The organism is Marinactinospora endophytica, from assembly GCF_054780875.1.
The window spans coordinates 1-20224 of record NZ_BAAGVM010000005.1 but is presented as its reverse complement, the minus strand read 5'-3'; the positions used below and the strand labels follow the sequence as shown (position 1 = coordinate 20224).

Genomic DNA, 20224 nt, shown 5'->3' with positions numbered 1-20224 from the left:
CCAACCGCACGACCCTCACACCCACAACGCCCTAGACGTCGTAGTGCACCGTCACCGGCGCGTGGTCCGACCACCGCAGCCCATACTCCGCGGCCCGCTCGACCCGAGCCTCCTTCGCCTGCGCCGCCAGCCCCGGCGACGCGACGTGGTAGTCGATCCGCCAACCGGCGTCGTTGTCGAAAGCCTTACCCCGATAGGACCACCATGAGTACGGCCCCTCCGAATCCGGGAACAACGACCGCACCACATCGACGTATCCCGCCTCGTCGAAGACCCGCGACAGCCAGGCGCGCTCCTCCGGCAAAAACCCCGACTTGCGCGTGTTGGCCTTCCAGTTGCGCAGGTCCGCCTCCCGGTGCGCGATGTTCCAGTCACCGCACACCACCACCTCACGCCCCTCGGCCCCCGCCCGCTCACGCAACCCCACCAGATAGGGCAGGAACGCCGCCATGAACCGCTCCTTCTCCTCCTGGCGCGGCGTCCCCACCTCACCCGAAGGCAGATACAGGCTGGCCACCGTCACCCCCGCCACATCGGCCTCCACGTAGCGGCCCGCGTCGGCGAACTCCTCCACCCCGAACCCCACCCGCACGGCGTCGGGCCGGATCCTGCTGTACAACGCCACCCCCGCGCGCCCCTTGTCCCGCGCCGGCGCCAACGTCACATGCCACCCCGGCGGCGCGATCACCTCCTCGGGAAGCTGCGCGCGCTCGGCCCGCGTCTCCTGCAGGCACACCACATCGGCGTCCGTCGCGGCCAACCACCGCAAGAACCCCTCCTCCTTGCGCGCGGCCGCCCGCAACCCATTGACGTTGACCGTCGAGATGATCACGCAAACCCCCCTCGTCGAACACGGCACCCCCACCGACGGCCCGACCCCACCACGACGTCCACAGCCATCCGGCGGACGCGCGGGGCGAGAGCGGGGGCACGCGGCGACGGCAAGACGGCATCACAGTACGACACACCGGCCCGCCACCGGACCGTCCCGCCCCAGGCGCACCCCGCTCACCCCACAGGCTCACCCGCGGCCACACCACCACCGAGCCTGCGCACCACCCCATAGGTACGGTTCGCCCGCGCCGCCTCGCGCTGCGCCGACGCCGTCACATCGATGTAGGACTGCGACGAGGTGATCGAGGTGTGCCCCAACAGGCGCATGATCTCCGTCACCGACGCGCCGTCCTCGGCCAGCCGCGTGGCAAAGGTGTGCCGCAGCGCGTGCACCAGGGTCCCGCGCGCCACCCGGTCATAGACCCCGGCGTGCCGGTAGCACTGGCGCACCAGATACTGCAACCCACCCCGCCGCAGCGCCTGCCCCCGGTTGTCCACCAGCAACGGGTCGGCCCCGGCCGGGCGCTTCCCGAACCGCTCCGCGCGAGTCCGCAGGTACTCCTCGATCAACGCCTCCAACGGCGGCTCGATGGGCAGCGACCGGGTCCGCCCGCCCTTGCCCACCACCCGGATCCGCCGCTCACCCGGACGCCCGCTGAAAGAGTCCAACCGCAACGCCAACATCTCCGCCGAGCGCAACCCCGTCAGCAGCGCCAGCGCCAACACCGCCAGGTCACGCTGCGGCCAGGGGTCCCGCGCCTTACGCGCCCCCTGCGCCAACGCCTCCAGCAGCCGCTCGGGGGTGTCCTCACCCATCAACGGCTTGGGCTCGCGCACCGGCGCGCGGGGACGGCGCACCGCCGGCATCGGATTGCCCTCGACGATCCCCTCGGCCACCAGGAAGGTGAAGAACTGGTTCCACGTCGACCAGGCCCGCGTCACACTGGAGGCGGCCCGCTCCGCGGCGAACTCCGCGAACGCCTGCCGCATCACCCCACCCGACAGCTCCGCGACCCCCACCGCCCCGGGATCCACCCGCAGCGCCCGCGCCGCGCACCCCACCACCCCCAGCAGGTCGCGACGGTAGGCGGCGACGGTGTGGGGGGAGGGCTTGCCGGCCCGCCGCGCCACCAGGAACTCCTCGACCGCCTCGACCACCCGCATCGACGACACCCGACCCTCCTCCGCAACGTCCATGCCCTCAACCATCCCCTCCCACGGCGCCGAAAACGCCACCGCCCCATGGACACGGAACGGCGAGAGGGGGGCGGGGCATGCGCCCCGCCCCCCTCTCGCCCACCGGCTCAGGGGATCCGCCGCGCCGCCCAGGACGACACCACGTGCAACGGCCCCTCCAACGGCCCGCGCCCCACCAGCGACCGCCACAGCGTGGCGAACACCAGGGAGCCCAGCAGCACCGAAACCGACAGGTCCCAGGTCACAAAGGCCAGGGGAGTGCCCTCCAACACCCCGGTCTCGGCCACCTTGATCACCAGGATGTGCCCCACATACACCGTCAACGCCAGCGCCCCCACCGACGCCAACGGGTAGACCGCCCACTTCAGGTGGGGCGCGGCCAGCAGGCACGCCCCCAGCACCGCGATGGCCACGCCACCGGAACCATAGACCTCCACCGGCGTGCCGCTGTGGGGGGCCGCGGTCAGCAACCACATCCAATCCGACAGCGGGACGGTACCGGGGAACCCCTCGTACAGCGCCTGGCGCACCCCCTCGGTGCCGTAGGGGGCGCCCATCGTCGGGTCGAAGGCGCCGGCCAGCCGCTGCCTCCCGCCGAACACGTCCAGGGCCAGCCACGAAACGCCGTAGGCCAGCACCGCCAGCCCGGTGCCCACACCCACCAGCCCCCAGCGCACGCGCGTCGAGCGCAGGTCCAGCCGGCCGATCGCCAGGCCCGCCAGCACGAACGGCATCCAGGTGATCGCCGGATAGGCCCCGGTCAGCAGGAAGTCGACGAGCCCCTCGCCCGAGAGACGCACGAAGGGATCGTAGGAGTTGATCGTCTGGACGGGGGCGGCCAGCGGCCCCTCATCGGCGATGAGCCGGCGCAGGTGGAAGGACAGGATGGGGCCGAGGATCCCCAGCACCGCGGCCACCCCGGCGACGATGCGCCAGCGTTCGTCCATCAGGGGCGCCGCGAGCACGAAGAACACCGCGTAGTAGGCGAGGATCACCGAGACCGGTGTGCCCATCATGGTCAGGGCGGTTCCCAACGGCAGCATGATCAGGCCACGGATGACCACCCGCCACAGCGCCACCCCCATGTCCTTGCCGGTCTTGGGGCGCGCGCCCCCCGACAACAGCGCGATGGAGACCCCGGCCAGCAGGGCGAACAGCACCGCGGAGCGTCCCGCGGCGATCGGGTGCAGGGCGTTGGAGCCGTCGGCCAGCGTCCACCCCACGCCGACGTGTACGACGAACATCCCCAGCACCGCCAGTCCGCGCGCGACGTCCACGCCGACCAGGCGGCCGGTGCCGCCGGTGGAGAGTCGTCGCACGCGGGTGGCCAGCGCGTTCGCCCGTGTGGTGTCCCCGTGCTCCTGCTGCCTGCCGGGGTCGTGGTCGTGTCCGGTGGCGTGTTCGGAGAACTGTTTGGAACTGTTCGACACACACACGAGCATTCCCTGTGGTGGGGGGTGTCCGCAGGTCATCTGTCGTTTATGGCCGCTTGTGGTCGATCATCCCTTTCGCGCTTTGTGAGCGGATCGCTACAGCAGGCGACGGGATGTTCCCCGTGATCACGCCAGGGGAGGGGGATGAGAGGGGGAAGCGGGGGAGCCCTCCGCGTGGACGCCCGCGCCGGAAGGGAAGGGGCGCGAGGAGGACGCGTCCGGGCGCGTACCGGGGAGGGAAACGGGGAGGCGGGCTCGGGCCGCTGTCGACAACCGGGGAGGAGAACCCGATTGCTGCATAAATTTAATTATGCAGCAAAAATCGCCGCGACCCGCCCCCGATCCGGGGGAGGGTGGACCCGGCGCCACCTCGCCGCCACGGTCCCTCCCATCTCGACAGAGGTGATGCGCCCCAGCGAGCCGTCCGCCTCCCGCGATCCGATCTCCGCGGGGCTCGGGGCGCCGGAAGGGCCATCCGTCGCCACGGACCGCTCCGGCGAAAGCGCCCATCGCCGCCCGGCCGTTCGCCCGGCTCTCCGGCGGCGTCGGCCGGCGCACCCACGAGGCCCCGGCCGCGCACCGTCCGTCTCCAGACGGCTCGAACCCTTGCCGTGTCGGGGTTTTCGCTCCGCTCGGGGAGCGCGAGAACCCTCTACTTGACATAATGTGCATTATCGGCGAACTCCGGAAGAGGGGAAACGGCCACACCGGCCGGCCTGTCGTCACGTTCTCCTAGGGTTGCCGCCATGCCTTCGCCGTCCTCGATCCCCGCCGCCCTGCGCCTGATCCGCCTGGCCTGCCTGGGACGGCCCCAGCCGTTCACTCCGGCGGCCCTGGCGCCGGGCCTGGGGTCCGCCGCCGCGCCGCCCGCCACGATCCCGCGCCCCTACGCCGCCTTCCTGCGCCTGTGCGGCGGGCTGGTGACCGACACCGGCACGGTGCGGCTGCTGGGCCCCGCGGCGGCGTCGATGCGGGTGTTCGGCGACGGCGAGGACCTGCTGCCCGGCGGCGACGCGCGCTGGTTCCGTTTCGGCGAGGTGGCCGGCAATCCTTTGTGCCTGGAACGCGCCACCGGGCGCGTGTGGTGGTTCGGCGACCTGGACGCCGTCTGGTTCACCGCGCCGCACGCCTTCGCGCCGTTGTGTCCCTCCTTCGACGTCTTCTTCCTGCGTCTGCTGTGCGGCTCCTGGTACGGCACGGTCGCGCCGGTCGGACGTGACAGCGCGTGGTGGCGGATGGTCCTGGCCCTGGGGTGGGCCGAGGCGCGCCCCTCCCCCACCGCCTCTGATGATCTCGCCGTTCGATAACCTTGTGTTGCATTGCTTTTACTCTGCGTGACTACGGGGTGGTATCGTGCCTGCCCGCCGGGCCGTGGAGCCGGTGCCCGGTGAGGCTCGCGCTGGCCATAGCCGGACGCGCCGGACGTCTCGTTCCCGCGTGTGGCCGGCGGCCGGCGCGCCTAGGGTGTGCCCATGGTGTGGCAGCGTGACGTTGACCTGGTGGTGCCGTTGTGGCAGGGCGGCGATGACGTGCGGGTGGCCGCGGGGGCCGCCGCGCTGGCCCGGCTGGTGCCTCCCGACGGTAGCCGGCTGCACGTGTCGGTCTCCGACGGGCCGCGCGAGATGGTCGAGGGGGTCCGCAACCTGGAGGTGCTGGAGGCGACGTTGCGGCGGTTGCGCGAGCACCTGGCCCGGCGCGATCCCGCGCGGGCGTTGACGCTGGGCGGCGACTGTCTCTCCGATCTTCCGGTCGCCGGGCACCTGGCGGCGCGCCATCCGGGGATGGCGGTGTACTGGCTGGACGCGCACGCCGATCTCAACACCGCGGCCTCCTCCCCCAGTGGCCTGGCGCACGGGATGGCGTTGCGGCTGCTGCTGGGCGAGGGGCATCCCCGCCTGCTGGGGGGTGGCGGCGTGGTGGCGCCGTGGCAGGTGAGGTTGGTGGGGGGCCGCGACCTCGACGTGGGCGAGGAGGAGTTCGCGCGGGCGGTGGGGCTGGAGCGGGTGGGGACGGTGGAGCTGATCGCCGATCCCGGCCGGGTGGTGGCGGGGCGGGCGGCGGGGTCGCCGGCCTATGTCCATCTGGATGTGGATCTGTGTGATCCCGTGGACTTTCCGGCGGTGGCCTGCCCGGTGCCGCAGGGGCCGTTGGTGGGGACGGTGGCCGAGGCGCTGGCCGCGATCGCGTCCCACCATGAGGTGGTGGGGGTGGGGGTGTGCGAGTACGTGCCGGTGATCGAGCATGACGCGGCGGGGCCGCGCGCCCTGTTGGAGGCGCTGGGTCTGTCGCCGCAGGCGTGATCCCTGACGCGAGCGGGCTGTGCTGAGCGGGGCGCTTCGCCCGCGCCGTGGCTTTTGGGGCGGGCCGTCGGGGTGGTGGTGTCCGGGTGTGCCCGAGGGGTCAGGTGGGGCGTGGGCGGCGCAGGCCCGCGGCGACGGCGGCCAGTCCCCCGCCGAAGGCGACGAAGATCGCGGAGACGCCGAGGCCGCCGGCGAGCGCTCCGGCGAGCAGGGGCAGGGTGGTCTGGCCGAGCTGGTTGCCTGACATGCGCAGGGCCATGGCGGTGCCGCGGGCGGAGGGGGCGGCGGCGTCGGCGACCCAGGCCATGGTGAGGGGCTGGCCGATGCCCAGTCCCAGGCCGGCGATCGCCAGGGCGATGGCCAGTGTCCAGGTGGGCTGGGGCAGGGTGAGCGCGGCGACGGAGAGCGCCGAGACGATGAGGCTGGTCACCAAGACGCTGTGGCGTCCCTTGCGGGCGACGGCCACGCCGAGGAAGGCGCGGGAGACGACGGAGGCGCCGGCGCGCGTGGCCAGGAGCAGGCTGACGGTGGCGGCGCCGATGCCGCGTTCTTCTCCCAGGACCGGCAGGTAGACGATGATCATGTCGATGGCGGCGAGCACCATGAGGCTGGAGAGGATGGCGGGGGTGACGCCGGGGGCGCGCAGGACGTCGATGGCGCGGTGGCGGGTGGGCGCGTCGGTTGGCGTGGTGGCGGCGCGGGGTGGGGCGGCGGGCATGCCGATGAGGGCGAGCAGGGAGGCGGCCGCGGCGATGCCGGTTCCCAGGAAGGCCTGGGTGGTCAGGTCGGCGGGTTCGGTGGCGGCCAGCGCCGATAGCAGGAGGGGGCCCAGGAGTTGGCCGGCGGAGCCGGCGAGGGCGAAGAGGCCGAAGCGGGAGTCGAAGCGGTCGCGGGGAGAGCGGTTGGCGACCATGGCCTGGGCGGCGACCATGGCGAGGATGAGGCCGATGCCGGCGCTGATGGAGCAGGCGATGATGGCGGCGGGGGTGTGGGCCCAGGCCAGGGCGAGGGCTGAGGCGGTGAGGAAGGCGCTGCCGAGCAGGTAGGCGGGGCGTTCGTCGTGGAGGTCGACCCATCGGCCGATGGGGATGGCGACGAAGAGGGGGACGAGGGACAGTGCCGCGCTGAAGACGCCGATCCAGGCGGGGTCCAGGCCGGCTTCGATGGAGCGGTAGGAGATGACGGGGCGCAGGGTGGACAGCGCCCCGTGGAACAGGGTTCCGTGGATGATGACGCGGACGAACCAGCCCACTGTGGTGTGCCGACCTTTCGTGTGGGCCGTTGCGACCCCGTCGGAGTTCGTTAGCCTAACTAAGCGAATCGTCGAAAAGGTCCTACCATTTTCCGCTGCGGGCTGGCAAACCGGCAGCTCCACTCCCCCGCCCGCGGGGCCGCCCTCTAGGGTTCGGACATCGGATCGGTCTTTTGCGGAGGTGCAGTGGTGGCTGAGGACGTCGTGGCGGCGCTCGTGGCGGAACTGGGCGCGGACCAGGTGGTGAGCGACCCCCACGTGGCGGCCTCCTACGCCCATGACGAAGCCGAATGGGCGCCGTGCGGCACGCCGGCCGCGGTGGTGCGGCCCCGCTCCACCCAGGAGGTCGCCGCGACGGTGGCGGTGTGCGCGCGGCTGGGCGTGCCGCTGGTGGGGCGCGGCGCGGGCACGGGCCTGTCGGGGGCGGCCAACTCCGGCGAGGGCTGGGTGGTGGTGTCGTTCGAGCGGATGAACGCGATCGTGGAGATCGACCCCGCCGAGGCGACCGCGACGGTACAACCCGGGGTGGTCAACGACGACCTGCGCGCGGCGGCGGCCGAGAAGGGCCTGTGGTACCCGCCGGACCCGGCCAGCTCCCCGTGGTCGACGATCGGGGGCAACGTCTCCACCAACGCCGGAGGGCTGTGCTGCGTCAAGTACGGGGTGACCCGCGACTACGTGCTGGGCCTGGAGGCGGTGGTGGGCTCCGGTGACGTGGTGCGGCTGGGCCGGCGCACCGCCAAGGGGGTGACCGGCTATGACCTGTGCGGGCTGATGGTGGGGGCCGAGGGAACGCTCGGCCTGGTCACCGAGGTGACGCTGCGGCTGCGCCCGTTGCGCCAGGGCCCCCAGCACACGGTGGTGGGCTACTTCGACACCCTGGCCCAGGCCGGTGCGGCGGTGGCCGCGGTGGCGGCGGCCGGCGTGGTGCCCTCGGCGTTGGAGCTGATCGACGAGTTCTGTCTGCGCGCGGTGGACGAGTGGAAGAACATGGGGCTGGCGGCCGAGGGCGCGGTGCTGCTGCTGGGCCGCAGCGACGCGCCGGGCGAGGCGGGGATCGCCGAGGCCCAGCAGATCCTGGCGTGCTTCGAGGGGGCGGGGGCGACGTTCGCGACACGTTCGACCGACTCCCAGGAGGCCGAGGCGCTGTTCGCGGCGCGCCGGCTGGCCTACCCCGCGTTGGAGCGGCTGGGGCCGCTGTTGACCGAGGACGTGTGCGTGCCCCGGGCGAAGGTGCCGCAGATGCTGGAGCGCATCGAGGCGGCCGGCCGCCGTTTCGACACCCGTATCGGCAACATCGCCCACGCCGGTGACGGCAACCTGCATCCGCTGTTCATCGTCCCGGCCGGGGACGAGGCGGCCAAGGCGCGGGCCCAGGAGGCGTTCGAGGTGATCGTGGACGAGGCGATCGCGTTGGGCGGCACGGTCACCGGGGAGCACGGCGTGGGGGTGCTGAAGAAGCGCGGGGCGGCGGCGGAGCTGGGGCCGCGGGTGGTGGAGATGCACCAGGCGGTCAAGTCGGCGCTGGACCCGTTGGGCATCTTCAACCCGGGCAAGGTGTTCGGCTGAGCCCTCCCCGCCGTCTCGCGCGGCGGGGAGCACGGCGCCGGTCGGGCAGCTCTCCTGGGGCGTTGGCCGTATCGGAATCCGTCCTGTCCGCACGGGCGGGCCGCCGAGGGAAGGGCCATCCCCGCGCCGGCGCCGCCGCGCGCGTGACCGGTTCTTCGGCGGCCCCGCCGGGGGCGGTCTGGAAGACGCCGAGCATGCGCTTGGCGCCCCGCTGCACCGCCTCCCGATCGAGTGGCGGGGGTGCGTTCGCCGCGGGCGTGTGGAGGCGGGTGGAAGCACGGTTCCCGGCCGGTGACCGACAGCTCGCCGGGGAAGCGGCCCTAGCGGGCGATCTGGTCGAGAGGTGCTCCTGCGGCAGGGGACCGAACACGCTACAACGGCTTCGTTGGCAAACCGCGCCCAGGTCACGGCTCTACCGCCCAATTCCGTGCTCCCCTCTTTCTCGCCCCGGACTCCTCCGTCTTGCTTCGCGGCCCCCGGCCGTACCAGACCGCCGCCCCCGGCGCCCAGGGAGCAGGGGCGGCGGCCCTTAGCGGCGGCAACACGCGGTTGTCGCCGACGGGTGCACGAGTGCGGGGGCGCGCGGCCGAGGCGGTGCAGAGCGGCCGCGCGCCCGGGTGAAGCCTTCCGTGACCATTGGTCGCCCCGCTCCAGGAGTCCGGCGTGGCGGCGATCTCCCCGTTGACCGTTCCCCGGTGGCGCGCGTTCCTCCGGGACTACAGCTCCCGGTACTGGACCTCCACCGCTTTGCGGAACCTTGAGCGCACCGGGGTGGCCCACCTCGTGCCGAGCGAGGTCCAGCGCGCGTCGGGGTGGCTGGGCGGCGCCCCCGCGAGCGAGGAGGAGATCGCGGCCGTCGAGGAACGGTCAGGGGGTCGCCTGTCGCCCTCCTACCGCGACTTCCTATGGGCCACCAACGGCTTCACCGGGATCGGACGGGTCGCGCTGCTGCCCGTCGAGCAGGTGGGCTGGTTTCCCGACGCCCTACCAGGCGTGGGTGCAGGCGCCCCTCCCCCAGGTCCCCGCGCCGCTCCGGCGCTGCCTGCCGACCGGACAGACGACGGCGGCGGGTAACGGCTTGCCGCACGCCGGCAGCGTGGGCGCGGACGGCGCGTGCAGGGCGTGTGAGTGGCGGCCCGGTGAGGGGGCGGCTTCGAGCGCAACGACGACGTCGCCGCGCTGATGCGGCCGGCCTGCGACGGGCTCTCGCGGGTCGAGGAGGACCACAACGGGGTTCAGGGGGAGCGTCGTGACCTGGACGAGCCCCGCTGCGGGGGCTCCCCCGTCCTGCTTTTCGGCCGGCCGCGCCTGTGGCCCGGCGCGCACCCGCCGGGCCACAGCCGGTCAGGGCAGGCGCAACCAGCCGGTGCGCACCCGCCAGTGGCCGCCGCCGCGCAGGTGGGCGACCACCGCGCGTTCCAGGCGGGTGCGCTGGGGCACCGCGTCGAGGTCCACGCGGGGGTGGCGGAAGACGAACCGGAACACGTCACCGTCACCATCGGCGCCGTCATCGTCGATGAGGGTGAAAAGGCGTTGGAAGGCGAGAATGTTGGAGTCGGCGGGCAGGTAGCGGGCCAAGGTGGGGTCCAGCAGCCAAGAGGTGCAGGTGGCCACCGCGACGTCGGTGTCGAAGTGCTCGGCGAAGAAGGGCCGGGCCCGGCGCAGCGAGTCCTGCACCGCCGCGGGGTCCAAGGGGCCGTCTTGGGGGATGTGCAGGCGCAGCGTCGGCTGCCCCGGGCGCAGCTCGGGGGCGAGGTCCTCGTCCTGGCCGGGCCCGTACCAGGTGACGGCCCCGATCGGGCCGAGCCGGCCCGGCTCGTACTGCAACCGGCCCAGCTCATACAGGCCGCCGCGGTAGTGCAACGCCATCCACGTGGACGTCTCCAACCCGCAGCGGCCCAGCATCGTCCGGGTCTGGGCGAGGTGGCGGCCCATGTCGGCCAGCGTCGCCGCGGTGACCTCGGCGGGCACCCCGTGGCGGGCGTGGCGGGCGCGCAGCAGGGGCACGGCCGCGGCGAAGGCGAACACCGGCGCGCAGCGCACCCTCGCGTCGTCGACGTGGTCCAGGCGCGGCCAGTCCCGCCACATCCACGGGTCGTTGTCGACGTCGGCGACGATGCGCGCGTACATGCGCTCCACCAGCCACAGCGCCTCCCGCGGCCAGGAGTCGTCAGGCCACAGCGCGGCCAGCTCGGCGGCGTCTTGGGGCAGGGGCGCGAAGGGCTGCAACGCCTCGGCCGCGTCCTGCGGTGCGGGCAGGCGCAGGCCGGTGTCGGGCAGTTCGGCGATCTCCTTGAGCCACGGGGTCACATCGGCGCCCAGTCCCAGGCGCATCGCGATCGTTTCGGCGTCCATGGGCCTCATCCTGGCCTGTGCGCCGCGGCGGCGCCACGTCTTAATCCGCCGCGTCCACGGTGTGAGCCCAGGCCCTCACCGGTGAGGGGCCGCTCACACGCGGGGCATAGTCTGTATGGGCTACACCGATTCGCCTCACGCCTTAAGAAAAGGGGACGGACACCGATGGCCGATCCGGCGCGGCGGGTAGCCCAATGGCTCGCCGCCTACGACACCGCCGAAGCGTCAGTGGCCCACCTGCTGTGCGACCGCCACGACGGCGACAGCGTCGCGCTCACCGAGATCGGCCCCGACCTGGTCGGCCGCGACCTCACCTACGGCGAACTGGCCCACCGCTCCAGCGCGCTGGCCCAGGGGCTGGCCGGCCTGGGGGTGGGTCCCGGCGGCCGCGTCGCCACCCTCGTGGGCAAAGGCCACGACCTGGCCGTCGCCGCCCTGGCCATCTGGCGGCTGGGCGCGGTCATGGTCCCCCTGTTCACCGGCTTCGCCCCCTCCGCGATCGCGCTGCGCCTACGCGGCTCGGCCGCCACCGTCGTCATCGCCGACGACGACCAGCGTCCCAAGCTCGACCCGGGTGAGGACATCCCCGCCGCCGCCCCCTGGCGGGTCGTCACCACCGGGCCCGCCCCGCTGCGCCCCGGCGACACCACCACCGCCGAGCTCTCCCACGGCCACACCGGCCTGCTCGCCCCGGCCGCCACCGGCGGCCACGCCCCTTTCATCCAGATCCACACCTCCGGCAGCGCCGGCCCGCCCACCAGCGTCGACGTGCCCGTGCGCGCCCTGGCCGCCTTCCACGCCTACCACCACTACGGTCTGGACGCCCGCCCCGACGACGTCTACTGGAACGCCACCGACCCCGGCTGGGCCTATGGCCTCTACTACGGGCTGGTCTCGCCCCTGCTCACCGGGCAGCGCAGCCTGCACCTGCGCGCCGGGTTCGACCCCGAGCTGACCCTGGAGGTCTTGGAGACCTTCGCCGTCACCAACTTCACCGCGGCCCCCACCGTCTACCGGGCGCTGCGTTCCACCGTGAAGACCCTGCCGCCCGGCATCGTCGTGCGGCACCTGTCCAGCACCGGCGAACCCCTCACCCCCGAGATCACCGCCTGGGCCCATGACACTTTCGGGGTCGCCGTCCACGACCACTACGGCCAGACCGAGATCGGCATGTGCGCCGGCGTGCACAACCACCCCGACCTGGCCGGGGCCGGCCCGGCCATGACCGCGCTACCGGGGTTCGACGTGCGCGTCTTGGACCCCTTGTCCGACAGCGAGGCCGCCCCCGGCGCTTTCGGCCGCCTGGCCGTGCGCGTGGACACCAGCCCCGCCATGTGGTTCACCGGCTACCACGAGGGCCCCCTCCCCAGCTCGCGTAGGTTCAGCCCTGATGGGCGCTGGTACCTCACCGGCGACACCGGCACCCGTGACCAGGCCGCGGGGCTGTCGCTGTTCTCCCGCGACGACGACGTCATCCTCACCTCCGGCTACCGGGTGGGCCCCTACGACGTCGAATCGGCGCTGTTGCACCATCCGGCCGTCGCCGAGGTCGCCGTGCACGGCGAACCCGACGAGCTGCGCGGGCGGATCATCGCCGCCCGCGTCGTCCTCAACGACGGGTTCTCCCCCAGCGACGAGTTGGCCGCCCGCCTCCAAGACACCGTCGAGACCCGGTTCGCCGCCCACGCCCGCCCCCACCGCATCATCTTCGTCGACGCCCTGCCCAAGACCCCCAGCGGCAAGATCCAACGGCTGCGGTTGCGGGCCTAGGCTCGCGGGGGCCTCACCGCTGCGCGACGATGCGGTCGATGCGCGCCGCCAGGTCGATGTCGCGTTCGGTGATCGCCCCCACCGCGTGCGTCGTCAACGCGAAGGTCACCTGGTTGTAGCGGATGTCGATGTCGGGATGGTGGCCCGCCTCCTGGGCGGCGTGGGCCACCGCGTTGACCCACTCGATCCCGCCGGGGAAGTCGGGGGCGTGCACGGTGCGGCGGATCTCATCGCCCACCCGCTCCCACCCGTCCAGGCCCGCCAGGGCCGCGGTGATCTCGGCGTCGTCCATGACCGCCATGACGACCACTCCTCAATCTCACCTCGCCCGGGCCGCCGCCCGGGTCCCTCCATGTCCACCGTGATACCCGGCCCCGGCCACTTCCTCCCACCCAGGAACAGCCTCGCCCTCCCGCATGTTGTCCCCGATCGCAGCCCACCATGCCCATTGTGAAAGGACCCCTGTGAAGATCGACGTCTACTCCGACATCGCCTGCCCGTGGTGCTATGTCGGCACCCGCCGTCTGCACCGCGCCCTGCAGACCTGGGGCCACCAGGCCGAGGTCACCTACCGGCCTTTCCAGCTCGACCCCACCGCGCCCCTGCGCCCCCGCCCGCTCAGCGACTACCTGCGGGAACGCTTCGGTGAGGCCGCCACGCAGATGAACGAGCGCCTCGCCTCCCTGGGCGCGGCCGAGGGCATCGACTTTCGTATGGAGCGCGCCCAGGCGGTCAACACCCTCACCGCCCACCGGTTGCTGCACCACGCGCTCACCGACTACGGCCGCCCCACCCAGGCCCGCCTCAAGGAGGCCCTGTTGCGCGCCTACTTCACCGACGGCGTCAACGTCGCCGACCACGCCGCCCTGGCCGCGCTGGCCGGCGAGGCCGGCATGGACCGCGAGCGCGCCGAGGCCTACCTGGCCGGCGGTGCGGGCCTGGCCGAGGTGACCGAGGACATCGACCAGGCCCGCCGCATCGGGGTGCGCGCGGTCCCCACCTTCGTCTTCGCCTCCACCCACGCTTTGCAGGGCGCCCAGCCCGTTGAGACGTTCCTGCAGGCGCTGGAGCAGATCGGCGGCGAGCACGGCCACACCCCCGAGGCCGGCTGCGCCGATGGCACCTGCGCCGTGCCCTCCGGCGGCTGATCGGCGCCCCGCCCCGGCCAGCCGCGCCGGGGCGGGGCCTTAAGCGTCCATGGCCAGGGGCTGCTTCCCGCGCCGCGACACGGCGCCGCGCTCGAAAGACTCCGCCCCGGCAAGCGCCCACAGGCCCGTCCTTGCCTCCTAGGCCCTGTCCGACAGGTGATCACCGGGTGGGAGCGAGGCGCGCTCCGTTCGCCTTGCCGTTGTGGCGCCGGCCGGTGATCCTGGGGAGATGCCAGGGCAGAGGAAGAGAAGGCGGCGGCAGGAGGCCGCGAGTCGGCGGCTTGCCGCTCGCGGCGTCCCGGAGGCCGGACGGTGGGAAGTGGTCCTGGAGACCGGGGACGGCGCGCAACTGCGCGCCCACGTGCGGCGTCTTCAGGAGGCGGGATGGGACGCCTCGCTGATCCGGATCGACACGCTCTGTGGCCGCCTGGAGTATCCGTCCCAGTACCGCCTGAGCCGGTTCGTGACGGGCCCCGCGTCCGGCTCCGGCGAGGAGCACGCGGATGGTTGATCTTGGGACGGGCCGGGGTGAGGGGCGCGGCATGGGGGCGCGTAGGGCCCTTGCCGCCCCGCGTGGACGGGCGTGACCGTCCACGGCGGCAGGTGGTCGACGGTGTGCCGTGGTAGCCGCGGACCGGGGTCTGCTGGCGTGATCTCCCGGAAAGGCAGGGGCCGCTGCGGGGTGTCCCGCAGCGGTTCGCCCGGAAGGCGGAGGGCACCTGGGGTTCGTCTGGGGCCGCGGCGACGCGGCGGGCCGTGAATTCGAGACCCCGGAGAACGCGGCGCGCCGCCGTGGCGTCAGGACCGTCCGCCCGTACGCGGCAACCAGCACCCCCGGTCCGCGAACAGCCACGTTCCCTGACCGGCCCGGTGAACCGGGGCCGCGCCCTCGCGTCGCGACACCGCCGTGAGCCCGGTCCGCTGACCAGGGCCGCCCAGGAGGTCTCCGACGCCGTGATCAGTCACCGCGCGGTCCTCCCGCCGCCCCAGCCCCTTCTTCCCGCTCCAACGCGATGCGGCAGCGTTCGACCTGGTCGGCCACCTGTTCCATGAACCAGCGCATGATCTCGTAGGGGACGACGCGCTCGGCCGGGCTGTGGACGCGGACGGCCGGCTCCAGATCCGGGTCCTCGTCCGCGACAAGCGCGACCAGGAAGGCCGGGCCGGGCACGTGGGCCACCGCGGGCTCCTCGGCCCCCGTGGCCGGCGCCGGCACGGCCTCGCTCAGCTCCACGGCCCAGGCGTCCTCGGGCGAGGCGTAGTGGAAGAGGACGGCGTAGTGACGACCTTCGTGTTCCCGCAGCTCCCATGGCATGTCAGCGGGCTGCCATAGTGGCCGGAGCGGAGTCTCGCGGGTATCGGGCTCTCCCCCGGGCACAGCGGCCCCCGGTTGCGGGGCGTCCCTTAGGCGAGGTCCTGCGGATCGGTCGGCTCCACCGGCATCCCCTCGACGTCCTCGTCGTCCAACGGCACCGACGGCACCTCGGAAGGCCCCGGCGAGACCCGCGGCTCCTGCGTCCCCTCCTCCTGGGGCCGGCCCGGGGAGGGCTCGCCGCTGTCCCCCGGGGAGGAGCTCGGCGACGGCGACGGCTCGGCCGACTCCGTGCCTCCCCCTTGGGGCGTCTGCTCCCGGCCCGGCTCCTGCCCGCCCAGGGCCGACAGGTAGAGGTACAACAACACCAACAGCACCAGGAACAACAGCAGCAGCACCACCAGGCCCGCCACCACCCGCCGGTCCGGTTCGGCGTGCACCACCCCCGAACCCGCGCGGCCGGGAAGCCGGCCCCACCGCGGCGCGCCCCCACCGCCCTCGCCCGCCCAATACGGTGCCAGCCTCACCCCGCCGGCCGAGGCTCCCCCCGCGCCGACCGGCTCCAAGAACACCTCCGCGCCGCGCCCGCCCTCCGCATAGGGCACCGCCACCCACGGAGCCGACAACGATGAGGTGGCCGCGGCCACCACCCGCGGCGGGCTCGCCACGCCGGCCCCCTTGGTCACCGCCGCGACGAACCGGTCGCGCGCCGCCGCGTCGGCCGCCGCCCCCCGGCTCAGCATCGCCACGCTCACCGCCCGGCCGCGCCGGTCACGCGCCAGGTAGACCACGCCCACCGGACTGTCGGCCAGCCGCCCCTGCAGCCGGAACGCGCCCAACTGTCGCGGGTCGGCGTCACGCAAAGCGGCCACGTCCCGCACCCCATCAGCCACCCCGAGGCCACCTCCCGTGCAACCCGCGCGGCACACCCACCCCAGCCACCCGTCCGGCCGCGTCCACAGCGGGTAGTCTCGCCGTTGCGTGACCACCAACGTACCCGGCCGCCGCCGGCACCGGGGAGCGCCCAGCCAGGAGAACGCCCATGCCCGAGCCCGCCACGCCCCGCTCGCCCGCATCCCCGCCGCCCGGTGACGCCACCCGCCTGCTGCGCGCCGCCCTGCACGAGGTCTCCACGGTCATCGTCGGTCAAGACCACATGGTCGAACGCACCCTCATCGCGCTCATCGCCCAAGGCCACTGCCTGCTCGAAGGCGTCCCCGGCGTCGCCAAGACCCTGGCCGTGTCCACCCTGGCCACCGTCACCGGCGGCACCTTCACCCGCATCCAGTTCACCCCCGACCTCGTCCCCTCCGACATCGTCGGCACCCGCATCTACCACCCCTCCACCGAACAGTTCGACGTCGAGCTGGGCCCCGTCTTCGCCAACTTCGTCCTCGCCGACGAGATCAACCGGGCCCCCGCCAAGGTCCAGTCCTCCCTGCTGGAGGTCATGGCCGAACGACAGGTCTCCCTGGGCGGCACCACCCACCCGCTGCCCGACCCCTTCATCGTCATCGCCACCCAAAACCCCGTCGAGTCCGAAGGCGTCTACCCGCTGCCCGAGGCCCAACGCGACCGGTTCCTCATGAAGGTCGTCGTCCCCCACCCGCGCGCCCACGAGGAGATGGAGATCCTGCGGCGCATGAGCACCCGCCCGCCCCGCCCCCAACGTGTCCTGGACCCCCTCACCCTCAAGGAACTGCAGGCCGACGCCGAGGCCGTCCAAGTCCACCAGCTCATCGCCGACTACGTGGTGCGCGTCATCATGGCCACCCGCGAACCCGAGTCCTACGGCCTGCCCGAACTGCGCCGCGTCATCGACGTCGGCGCCAGCCCGCGCGCCACCCTGGGCCTGGTCGCCGCCGCCCGCGCCCTGGCCCTCATCCGTGGCCGCGACTACGTCCTGCCCGACGACGTGCGCCTGCTCGCCCGCGATGTCATCTCCCACCGCCTCATCCTCACCTTCGACGCGCTCGCCGATGGCATCACCACCGACCAGGTCGTCGACCGGATCCTGGCCGCCGTGCCCCCGCCCCGCGTCATCTGGGACGAGCCGGCCGGCCCCGATGCCGCCACCGCCACCAGGTGAGAACCGTGGACCATCCCGCCGCGCCCATCGACCCGCGCCGCCACGCCGCGCTGCGCCGCCTGGAGCTGCGCGTGGTGCGCCGCCTCGACGGCCTGCTGCACGGCGAGCACCTGGGGCTGCGCCTGGGCCCCGGCTCCGAGCCCGCCGAGGCCCGCCTCTACCAGCCCGGCGAGGACGACGTGCGCCACATGGACTGGTCGGTCACCGCCCGCACCACCGTCCCCCACGTCCGCGACCTCGTCGCCGACCGCGAACTCGAAAGCTGGACCCTGCTGGACCTGTCGCCCAGCATGGACTTCGGCACCGCCCAGGCGCAAAAACGCGACGTCGCCATCGGCGCGCTGGCCGCCGTCACCGTGCTGACCCAGCGGGTCGGCGACCGCTTCGGCGCCCACCTCCTGCACGACGGCCGCATCCGCCGCTGGCCCGCGCGCTCGGGCAAGAACGCCTTGTTGTCCCTGCTGTCGGCGGTGGCCGCCACCCCGCACGCCGGCGCGGCCCCCCGCCCGGACCTGGCCGAGGCCATCACCGACCTGGCCCGCACCCGGCCCCGCCGCGGCCTGCGCGTCATCATCTCCGACTTCCTCGACCCCACCGCCGACCCCGCCGCCCCCGCCCCGTGGGAACGGCCCCTGCGCCGGCTGGCCAGCCGACATCAGACCCTGGCCGTGGAGGTCATCGATCCGCGGGAACTGGACCTGCCCGACATAGGATTGATCACCATGGCCGATCCCGAGACCGGACGCACCCGCGAGGTCCACCTGTCCGCCCGGGTGCGCCGCCGCTACGCCCACGCCGCGGCGGCCCAACGCGAGGCCGTGCGTTCGGGCCTGCTGCGCTGCGGTGTTCCCCACCTCACCCTGCGCACCGATCGCGACTGGGTCCGCGACATCGCCCGCTTCGTCATCGAACAGCGCCGCACCGCCCACCGGCTCGCCCGCCACACCCCCGCCACACCCCGCTGAGACCCGGGCCGTCCGCCCACCTCACCGCAGAAGGAGAAGCGCGTGACGTTCCTATCCGCCGGCCGGCTCTGGCTGCTCCTGGCCGTCCTCGCGCTCGTCGCCGCCTACCTGCTGCTGCAAAGACGCCGCACCCACTACGCGCTGCGCTTCACCAACCTCGCCCTGCTCGACCAGGTCGCCCCCGCCCGGCCGGGGTGGCGCCGCCACGTCACCGCCGCCCTGTTCCTGGCCACGTTGACCGTCCTGGTACTGGGGTTCGCCCGCCCGGCCATGCCCGTCGAGGTGCCCCGGGAACGCGCCACCATCATCGTCGCCATCGACGTCTCCCCCTCCATGGCCGCCAGCGACGTCGACCCCGACCGTCTCACCGCCGCCAAGGAGTCCGCGCAGCGTTTCGTGGAGGCCCTGCCCGACCGGTTCAACGTGGGCCTGGTCGCCTTCTCCTCCACCGCCGCCGTCATCTCCTCGCCCACCCACGACCACCAGGCCGTCGCCGATTCCATCGCGACCTTGCAGATCTCCCCGGGCACCGCCATCGGCGAGGGGGTTTTCACGTCGTTGCAGTCCATCTCCTCCTTCGACGAGGAGGCCGCCCAGGATCCGCCGCCGGCCGCCATCGTGCTGCTGTCGGACGGGGAGAACACCAGCGGACGCCCGGTCAGCTCCGCCGTGGACGCCGCCGCCGACGCCCAGGTGCCCGTCTCCACCATCGCTTTCGGCACCGGCGCCTCGATCATCGAGATCAACGGGCAATACGTCGAGGCCAACATCGACAAGGCCGCCCTGGAGGATCTCGCCGAAGGCACCCAGGGCCACTTCTATGAGGCCGAGTCCGAGGCCGAGCTGGAGGACGTCTACGACGACATCGGGTCCTCGCTGGGCACCGAGACCATCCACGAGGAGGTCGTGACCCTCTTCGTCGGCGTGGCCCTGGCCCTGGCGGCGGCCACCGCGGTGGCGTCCCTGCTGTGGTTCCAGCGCCTGCCCTGACCTCGCCCGCTCCCTCCCCCAATGATGCCCGGTATAGCCTCTTTGCCCGCTAACGTGGTGCCGTTTGCCCCGACAACCACGCAACGGAGAATGCTCATGCCGGCCCCCACCACCCTCTTCTTCGACCTCGACGACACCCTCCTGGACGACCACGCCGCCAGCAGCGCCGGCCTGCGCACCCTCATGGACCGCCTCGGCCACCCCGACTACAACGCCGCCCGCCGCCTCTGGGACATCCAGACCCACATCTCCTTCAGCGCCTACGTCGCCGGCCGCATCTCCCTCACCCAACAACGCCGAGAACGCATCCGCGCCCTGGCCACCCACGCCGGCCACCCCTGGATCTCCGACGAGCACAGCGACGACCTCTACCACAGCTACCTCGACTCCCACCGAGCCGCCTGGCGCGCCTTCCCCGACGTCGTGCCCACCCTCAACCGCCTCACCGCCGCCGGCATCACCCTCGGCGTCATCACCAACGGCCCCGAAGCCATGCAACGCGACAAACTCGCCGCCCTCGACATCACCCACTACTTCAAGATCATCGTCTGCGCCGACACCGCCGGAGCCGGCAAACCCGACCCCCGCATCTTCCACACCGCCTGCCACCACCTCGGCGTCACCCCCGACCGCTGCTGGCACATCGGCGACCAGCTCAAAGCCGACGCCATCGGCGCCCTGGCCGCCGGCATCCGCCCCATCCTCCTGGACCGCCACCGCCTCCACCCCGGCCAAGCCGACATCACCACCATCACCACCCTCGACGACCTGCCCCGCCTCCTCGGCCCCGCCGTCTCCGCCTCCACGGGGCTGCTGTGAACCCCCCCGCCCACGACCCGGCGCGCCCCCTGCGCCGGGTCACCGCCCACCTCATCGCCACCACCCCCCACCACACCACCGCCATCACCCACGGCAACGGCGCCCCCGCCCTCCCCGGCGCCCGCGTCCCCTTCGGCGCCGACCCCGCCGACATCGCCCGCACCGCCGCCGGCCTTCCCCCCACCACCCCC

Annotated in this window: 19 protein-coding genes and 1 pseudogene; 12 read left to right on the top strand and 8 right to left on the bottom strand. The window is 73.2% G+C overall.

Features of this window, described 5'->3' with window-relative positions; all coding sequences use genetic code 11:
* Positions 1–31: 31 nt before the first annotated feature.
* From ACYVHU_RS10765 to ACYVHU_RS10755, 3 genes are all read right to left on the bottom strand, one after another.
* The gene (locus tag ACYVHU_RS10765; protein ID WP_235000894.1) at positions 32–832 is read right to left on the bottom strand and encodes an exodeoxyribonuclease III; all 801 of its coding nucleotides are present in this window, start codon (positions 830–832) and stop codon (positions 32–34) included.
* A gap of 176 nt (positions 833–1008) precedes the next feature.
* On the bottom strand, positions 1009–2031 hold the full coding sequence (locus ACYVHU_RS10760; RefSeq protein ID WP_432940306.1) for a tyrosine-type recombinase/integrase: 1023 nt from the start codon (positions 2029–2031) through the stop codon (positions 1009–1011).
* Between the two features lie 107 nt (positions 2032–2138).
* Positions 2139–3461 (bottom strand): DUF418 domain-containing protein, encoded by a 1323-nt coding sequence (locus ACYVHU_RS10755; protein ID WP_432940303.1) that lies wholly within the window; start codon positions 3459–3461, stop codon positions 2139–2141.
* Between the two features lie 749 nt (positions 3462–4210).
* Here ACYVHU_RS10755 and ACYVHU_RS10750 point away from each other — a divergent pair.
* Positions 4211–4771 carry a hypothetical protein gene (locus ACYVHU_RS10750; protein WP_078761335.1) on the top strand — a complete coding sequence of 187 codons (561 nt, stop codon included), beginning with the start codon at positions 4211–4213 and terminating at the stop codon, positions 4769–4771.
* Between the two features lie 165 nt (positions 4772–4936).
* The gene (locus tag ACYVHU_RS10745) at positions 4937–5764 is read left to right on the top strand and encodes an arginase family protein (protein ID WP_078761336.1); all 828 of its coding nucleotides are present in this window, start codon (positions 4937–4939) and stop codon (positions 5762–5764) included.
* A gap of 100 nt (positions 5765–5864) precedes the next feature.
* Here the strand turns inward: ACYVHU_RS10745 and ACYVHU_RS10740 are convergent, their stop codons facing one another.
* Complete coding sequence (locus ACYVHU_RS10740) at positions 5865–7016, bottom strand: MFS transporter (RefSeq protein ID WP_498948227.1); 1152 nt, start codon at positions 7014–7016, stop codon at positions 5865–5867.
* A 189-nt stretch (positions 7017–7205) separates the two neighbouring features.
* On the opposite strand from ACYVHU_RS10740, the gene ACYVHU_RS10735 reads away from it, so the two are divergent.
* Both ACYVHU_RS10735 and ACYVHU_RS10730 read left to right on the top strand, forming a co-directional pair.
* Positions 7206–8585 carry an FAD-binding oxidoreductase gene (locus ACYVHU_RS10735; RefSeq protein ID WP_498948226.1) on the top strand — a complete coding sequence of 460 codons (1380 nt, stop codon included), beginning with the start codon at positions 7206–7208 and terminating at the stop codon, positions 8583–8585.
* Positions 8586–9248: 663 nt separating this feature from the next.
* Positions 9249–9659: an SMI1/KNR4 family protein gene (locus ACYVHU_RS10730; protein ID WP_498948225.1), complete on the top strand. Its 411-nt coding sequence runs from the start codon at positions 9249–9251 to the stop codon at positions 9657–9659.
* A gap of 270 nt (positions 9660–9929) precedes the next feature.
* Here the strand turns inward: ACYVHU_RS10730 and ACYVHU_RS10725 are convergent, their stop codons facing one another.
* Entirely contained in the window at positions 9930–10940 is a 1011-nt protein-coding gene (locus ACYVHU_RS10725) for an acyltransferase domain-containing protein (protein WP_078761338.1), read from the bottom strand.
* Positions 10941–11105: 165 nt separating this feature from the next.
* On the opposite strand from ACYVHU_RS10725, the gene ACYVHU_RS10720 reads away from it, so the two are divergent.
* Complete coding sequence (locus ACYVHU_RS10720; protein ID WP_498948224.1) at positions 11106–12710, top strand: acyl-CoA synthetase family protein; 1605 nt, start codon at positions 11106–11108, stop codon at positions 12708–12710.
* Positions 12711–12723: 13 nt separating this feature from the next.
* On the opposite strand, the gene ACYVHU_RS10715 is transcribed toward ACYVHU_RS10720, so the two are convergent.
* Positions 12724–13011 carry a 4a-hydroxytetrahydrobiopterin dehydratase gene (locus tag ACYVHU_RS10715; RefSeq protein WP_078761340.1) on the bottom strand — a complete coding sequence of 96 codons (288 nt, stop codon included), beginning with the start codon at positions 13009–13011 and terminating at the stop codon, positions 12724–12726.
* Positions 13012–13174: 163 nt separating this feature from the next.
* Here ACYVHU_RS10715 and ACYVHU_RS10710 point away from each other — a divergent pair, with 163 nt between their 5' ends.
* The gene (locus ACYVHU_RS10710) at positions 13175–13858 is read left to right on the top strand and encodes a DsbA family oxidoreductase (RefSeq protein WP_498948223.1); all 684 of its coding nucleotides are present in this window, start codon (positions 13175–13177) and stop codon (positions 13856–13858) included.
* 319 nt (positions 13859–14177) lie between these two features.
* The gene (locus tag ACYVHU_RS10705; RefSeq protein WP_200813589.1) at positions 14178–14369 is read left to right on the top strand and encodes a hypothetical protein; all 192 of its coding nucleotides are present in this window, start codon (positions 14178–14180) and stop codon (positions 14367–14369) included.
* 447 nt (positions 14370–14816) lie between these two features.
* Here the strand turns inward: ACYVHU_RS10705 and ACYVHU_RS10700 are convergent, their stop codons facing one another.
* Together ACYVHU_RS10700 and ACYVHU_RS10695 are read right to left on the bottom strand one after the other, a co-directional pair.
* Positions 14817–15173, bottom strand: a complete 357-nt coding sequence (locus ACYVHU_RS10700) for a hypothetical protein (protein WP_498948222.1) — start codon at positions 15171–15173, stop codon at positions 14817–14819.
* A gap of 89 nt (positions 15174–15262) precedes the next feature.
* On the bottom strand, positions 15263–16063 hold the full coding sequence (locus tag ACYVHU_RS10695; RefSeq protein WP_498948221.1) for a hypothetical protein: 801 nt from the start codon (positions 16061–16063) through the stop codon (positions 15263–15265).
* A gap of 149 nt (positions 16064–16212) precedes the next feature.
* Here ACYVHU_RS10695 and ACYVHU_RS10690 point away from each other — a divergent pair, with 149 nt between their 5' ends.
* From ACYVHU_RS10690 to ACYVHU_RS10670, 5 genes and pseudogenes are all read left to right on the top strand, one after another.
* Positions 16213–17259 carry an AAA family ATPase gene (locus ACYVHU_RS10690; protein WP_078761344.1) on the top strand — a complete coding sequence of 349 codons (1047 nt, stop codon included), beginning with the start codon at positions 16213–16215 and terminating at the stop codon, positions 17257–17259.
* Complete coding sequence (locus tag ACYVHU_RS10685) at positions 17256–18224, top strand: DUF58 domain-containing protein (RefSeq protein ID WP_432940280.1); 969 nt, start codon at positions 17256–17258, stop codon at positions 18222–18224. The genes ACYVHU_RS10690 and ACYVHU_RS10685 overlap by 4 nt, the downstream gene beginning before the upstream one ends.
* 42 nt (positions 18225–18266) lie before the next feature.
* Positions 18267–19214 carry a VWA domain-containing protein gene (locus ACYVHU_RS10680; protein WP_078761345.1) on the top strand — a complete coding sequence of 316 codons (948 nt, stop codon included), beginning with the start codon at positions 18267–18269 and terminating at the stop codon, positions 19212–19214.
* A gap of 96 nt (positions 19215–19310) precedes the next feature.
* Positions 19311–20033 (top strand): HAD family hydrolase, encoded by a 723-nt coding sequence (locus ACYVHU_RS10675; RefSeq protein ID WP_078761346.1) that lies wholly within the window; start codon positions 19311–19313, stop codon positions 20031–20033.
* A pseudogene (locus tag ACYVHU_RS10670) lies at positions 20030–20224 on the top strand (hypothetical protein); the annotation flags it as partial. The gene ACYVHU_RS10675 and the pseudogene ACYVHU_RS10670, both read left to right, overlap by 4 nt.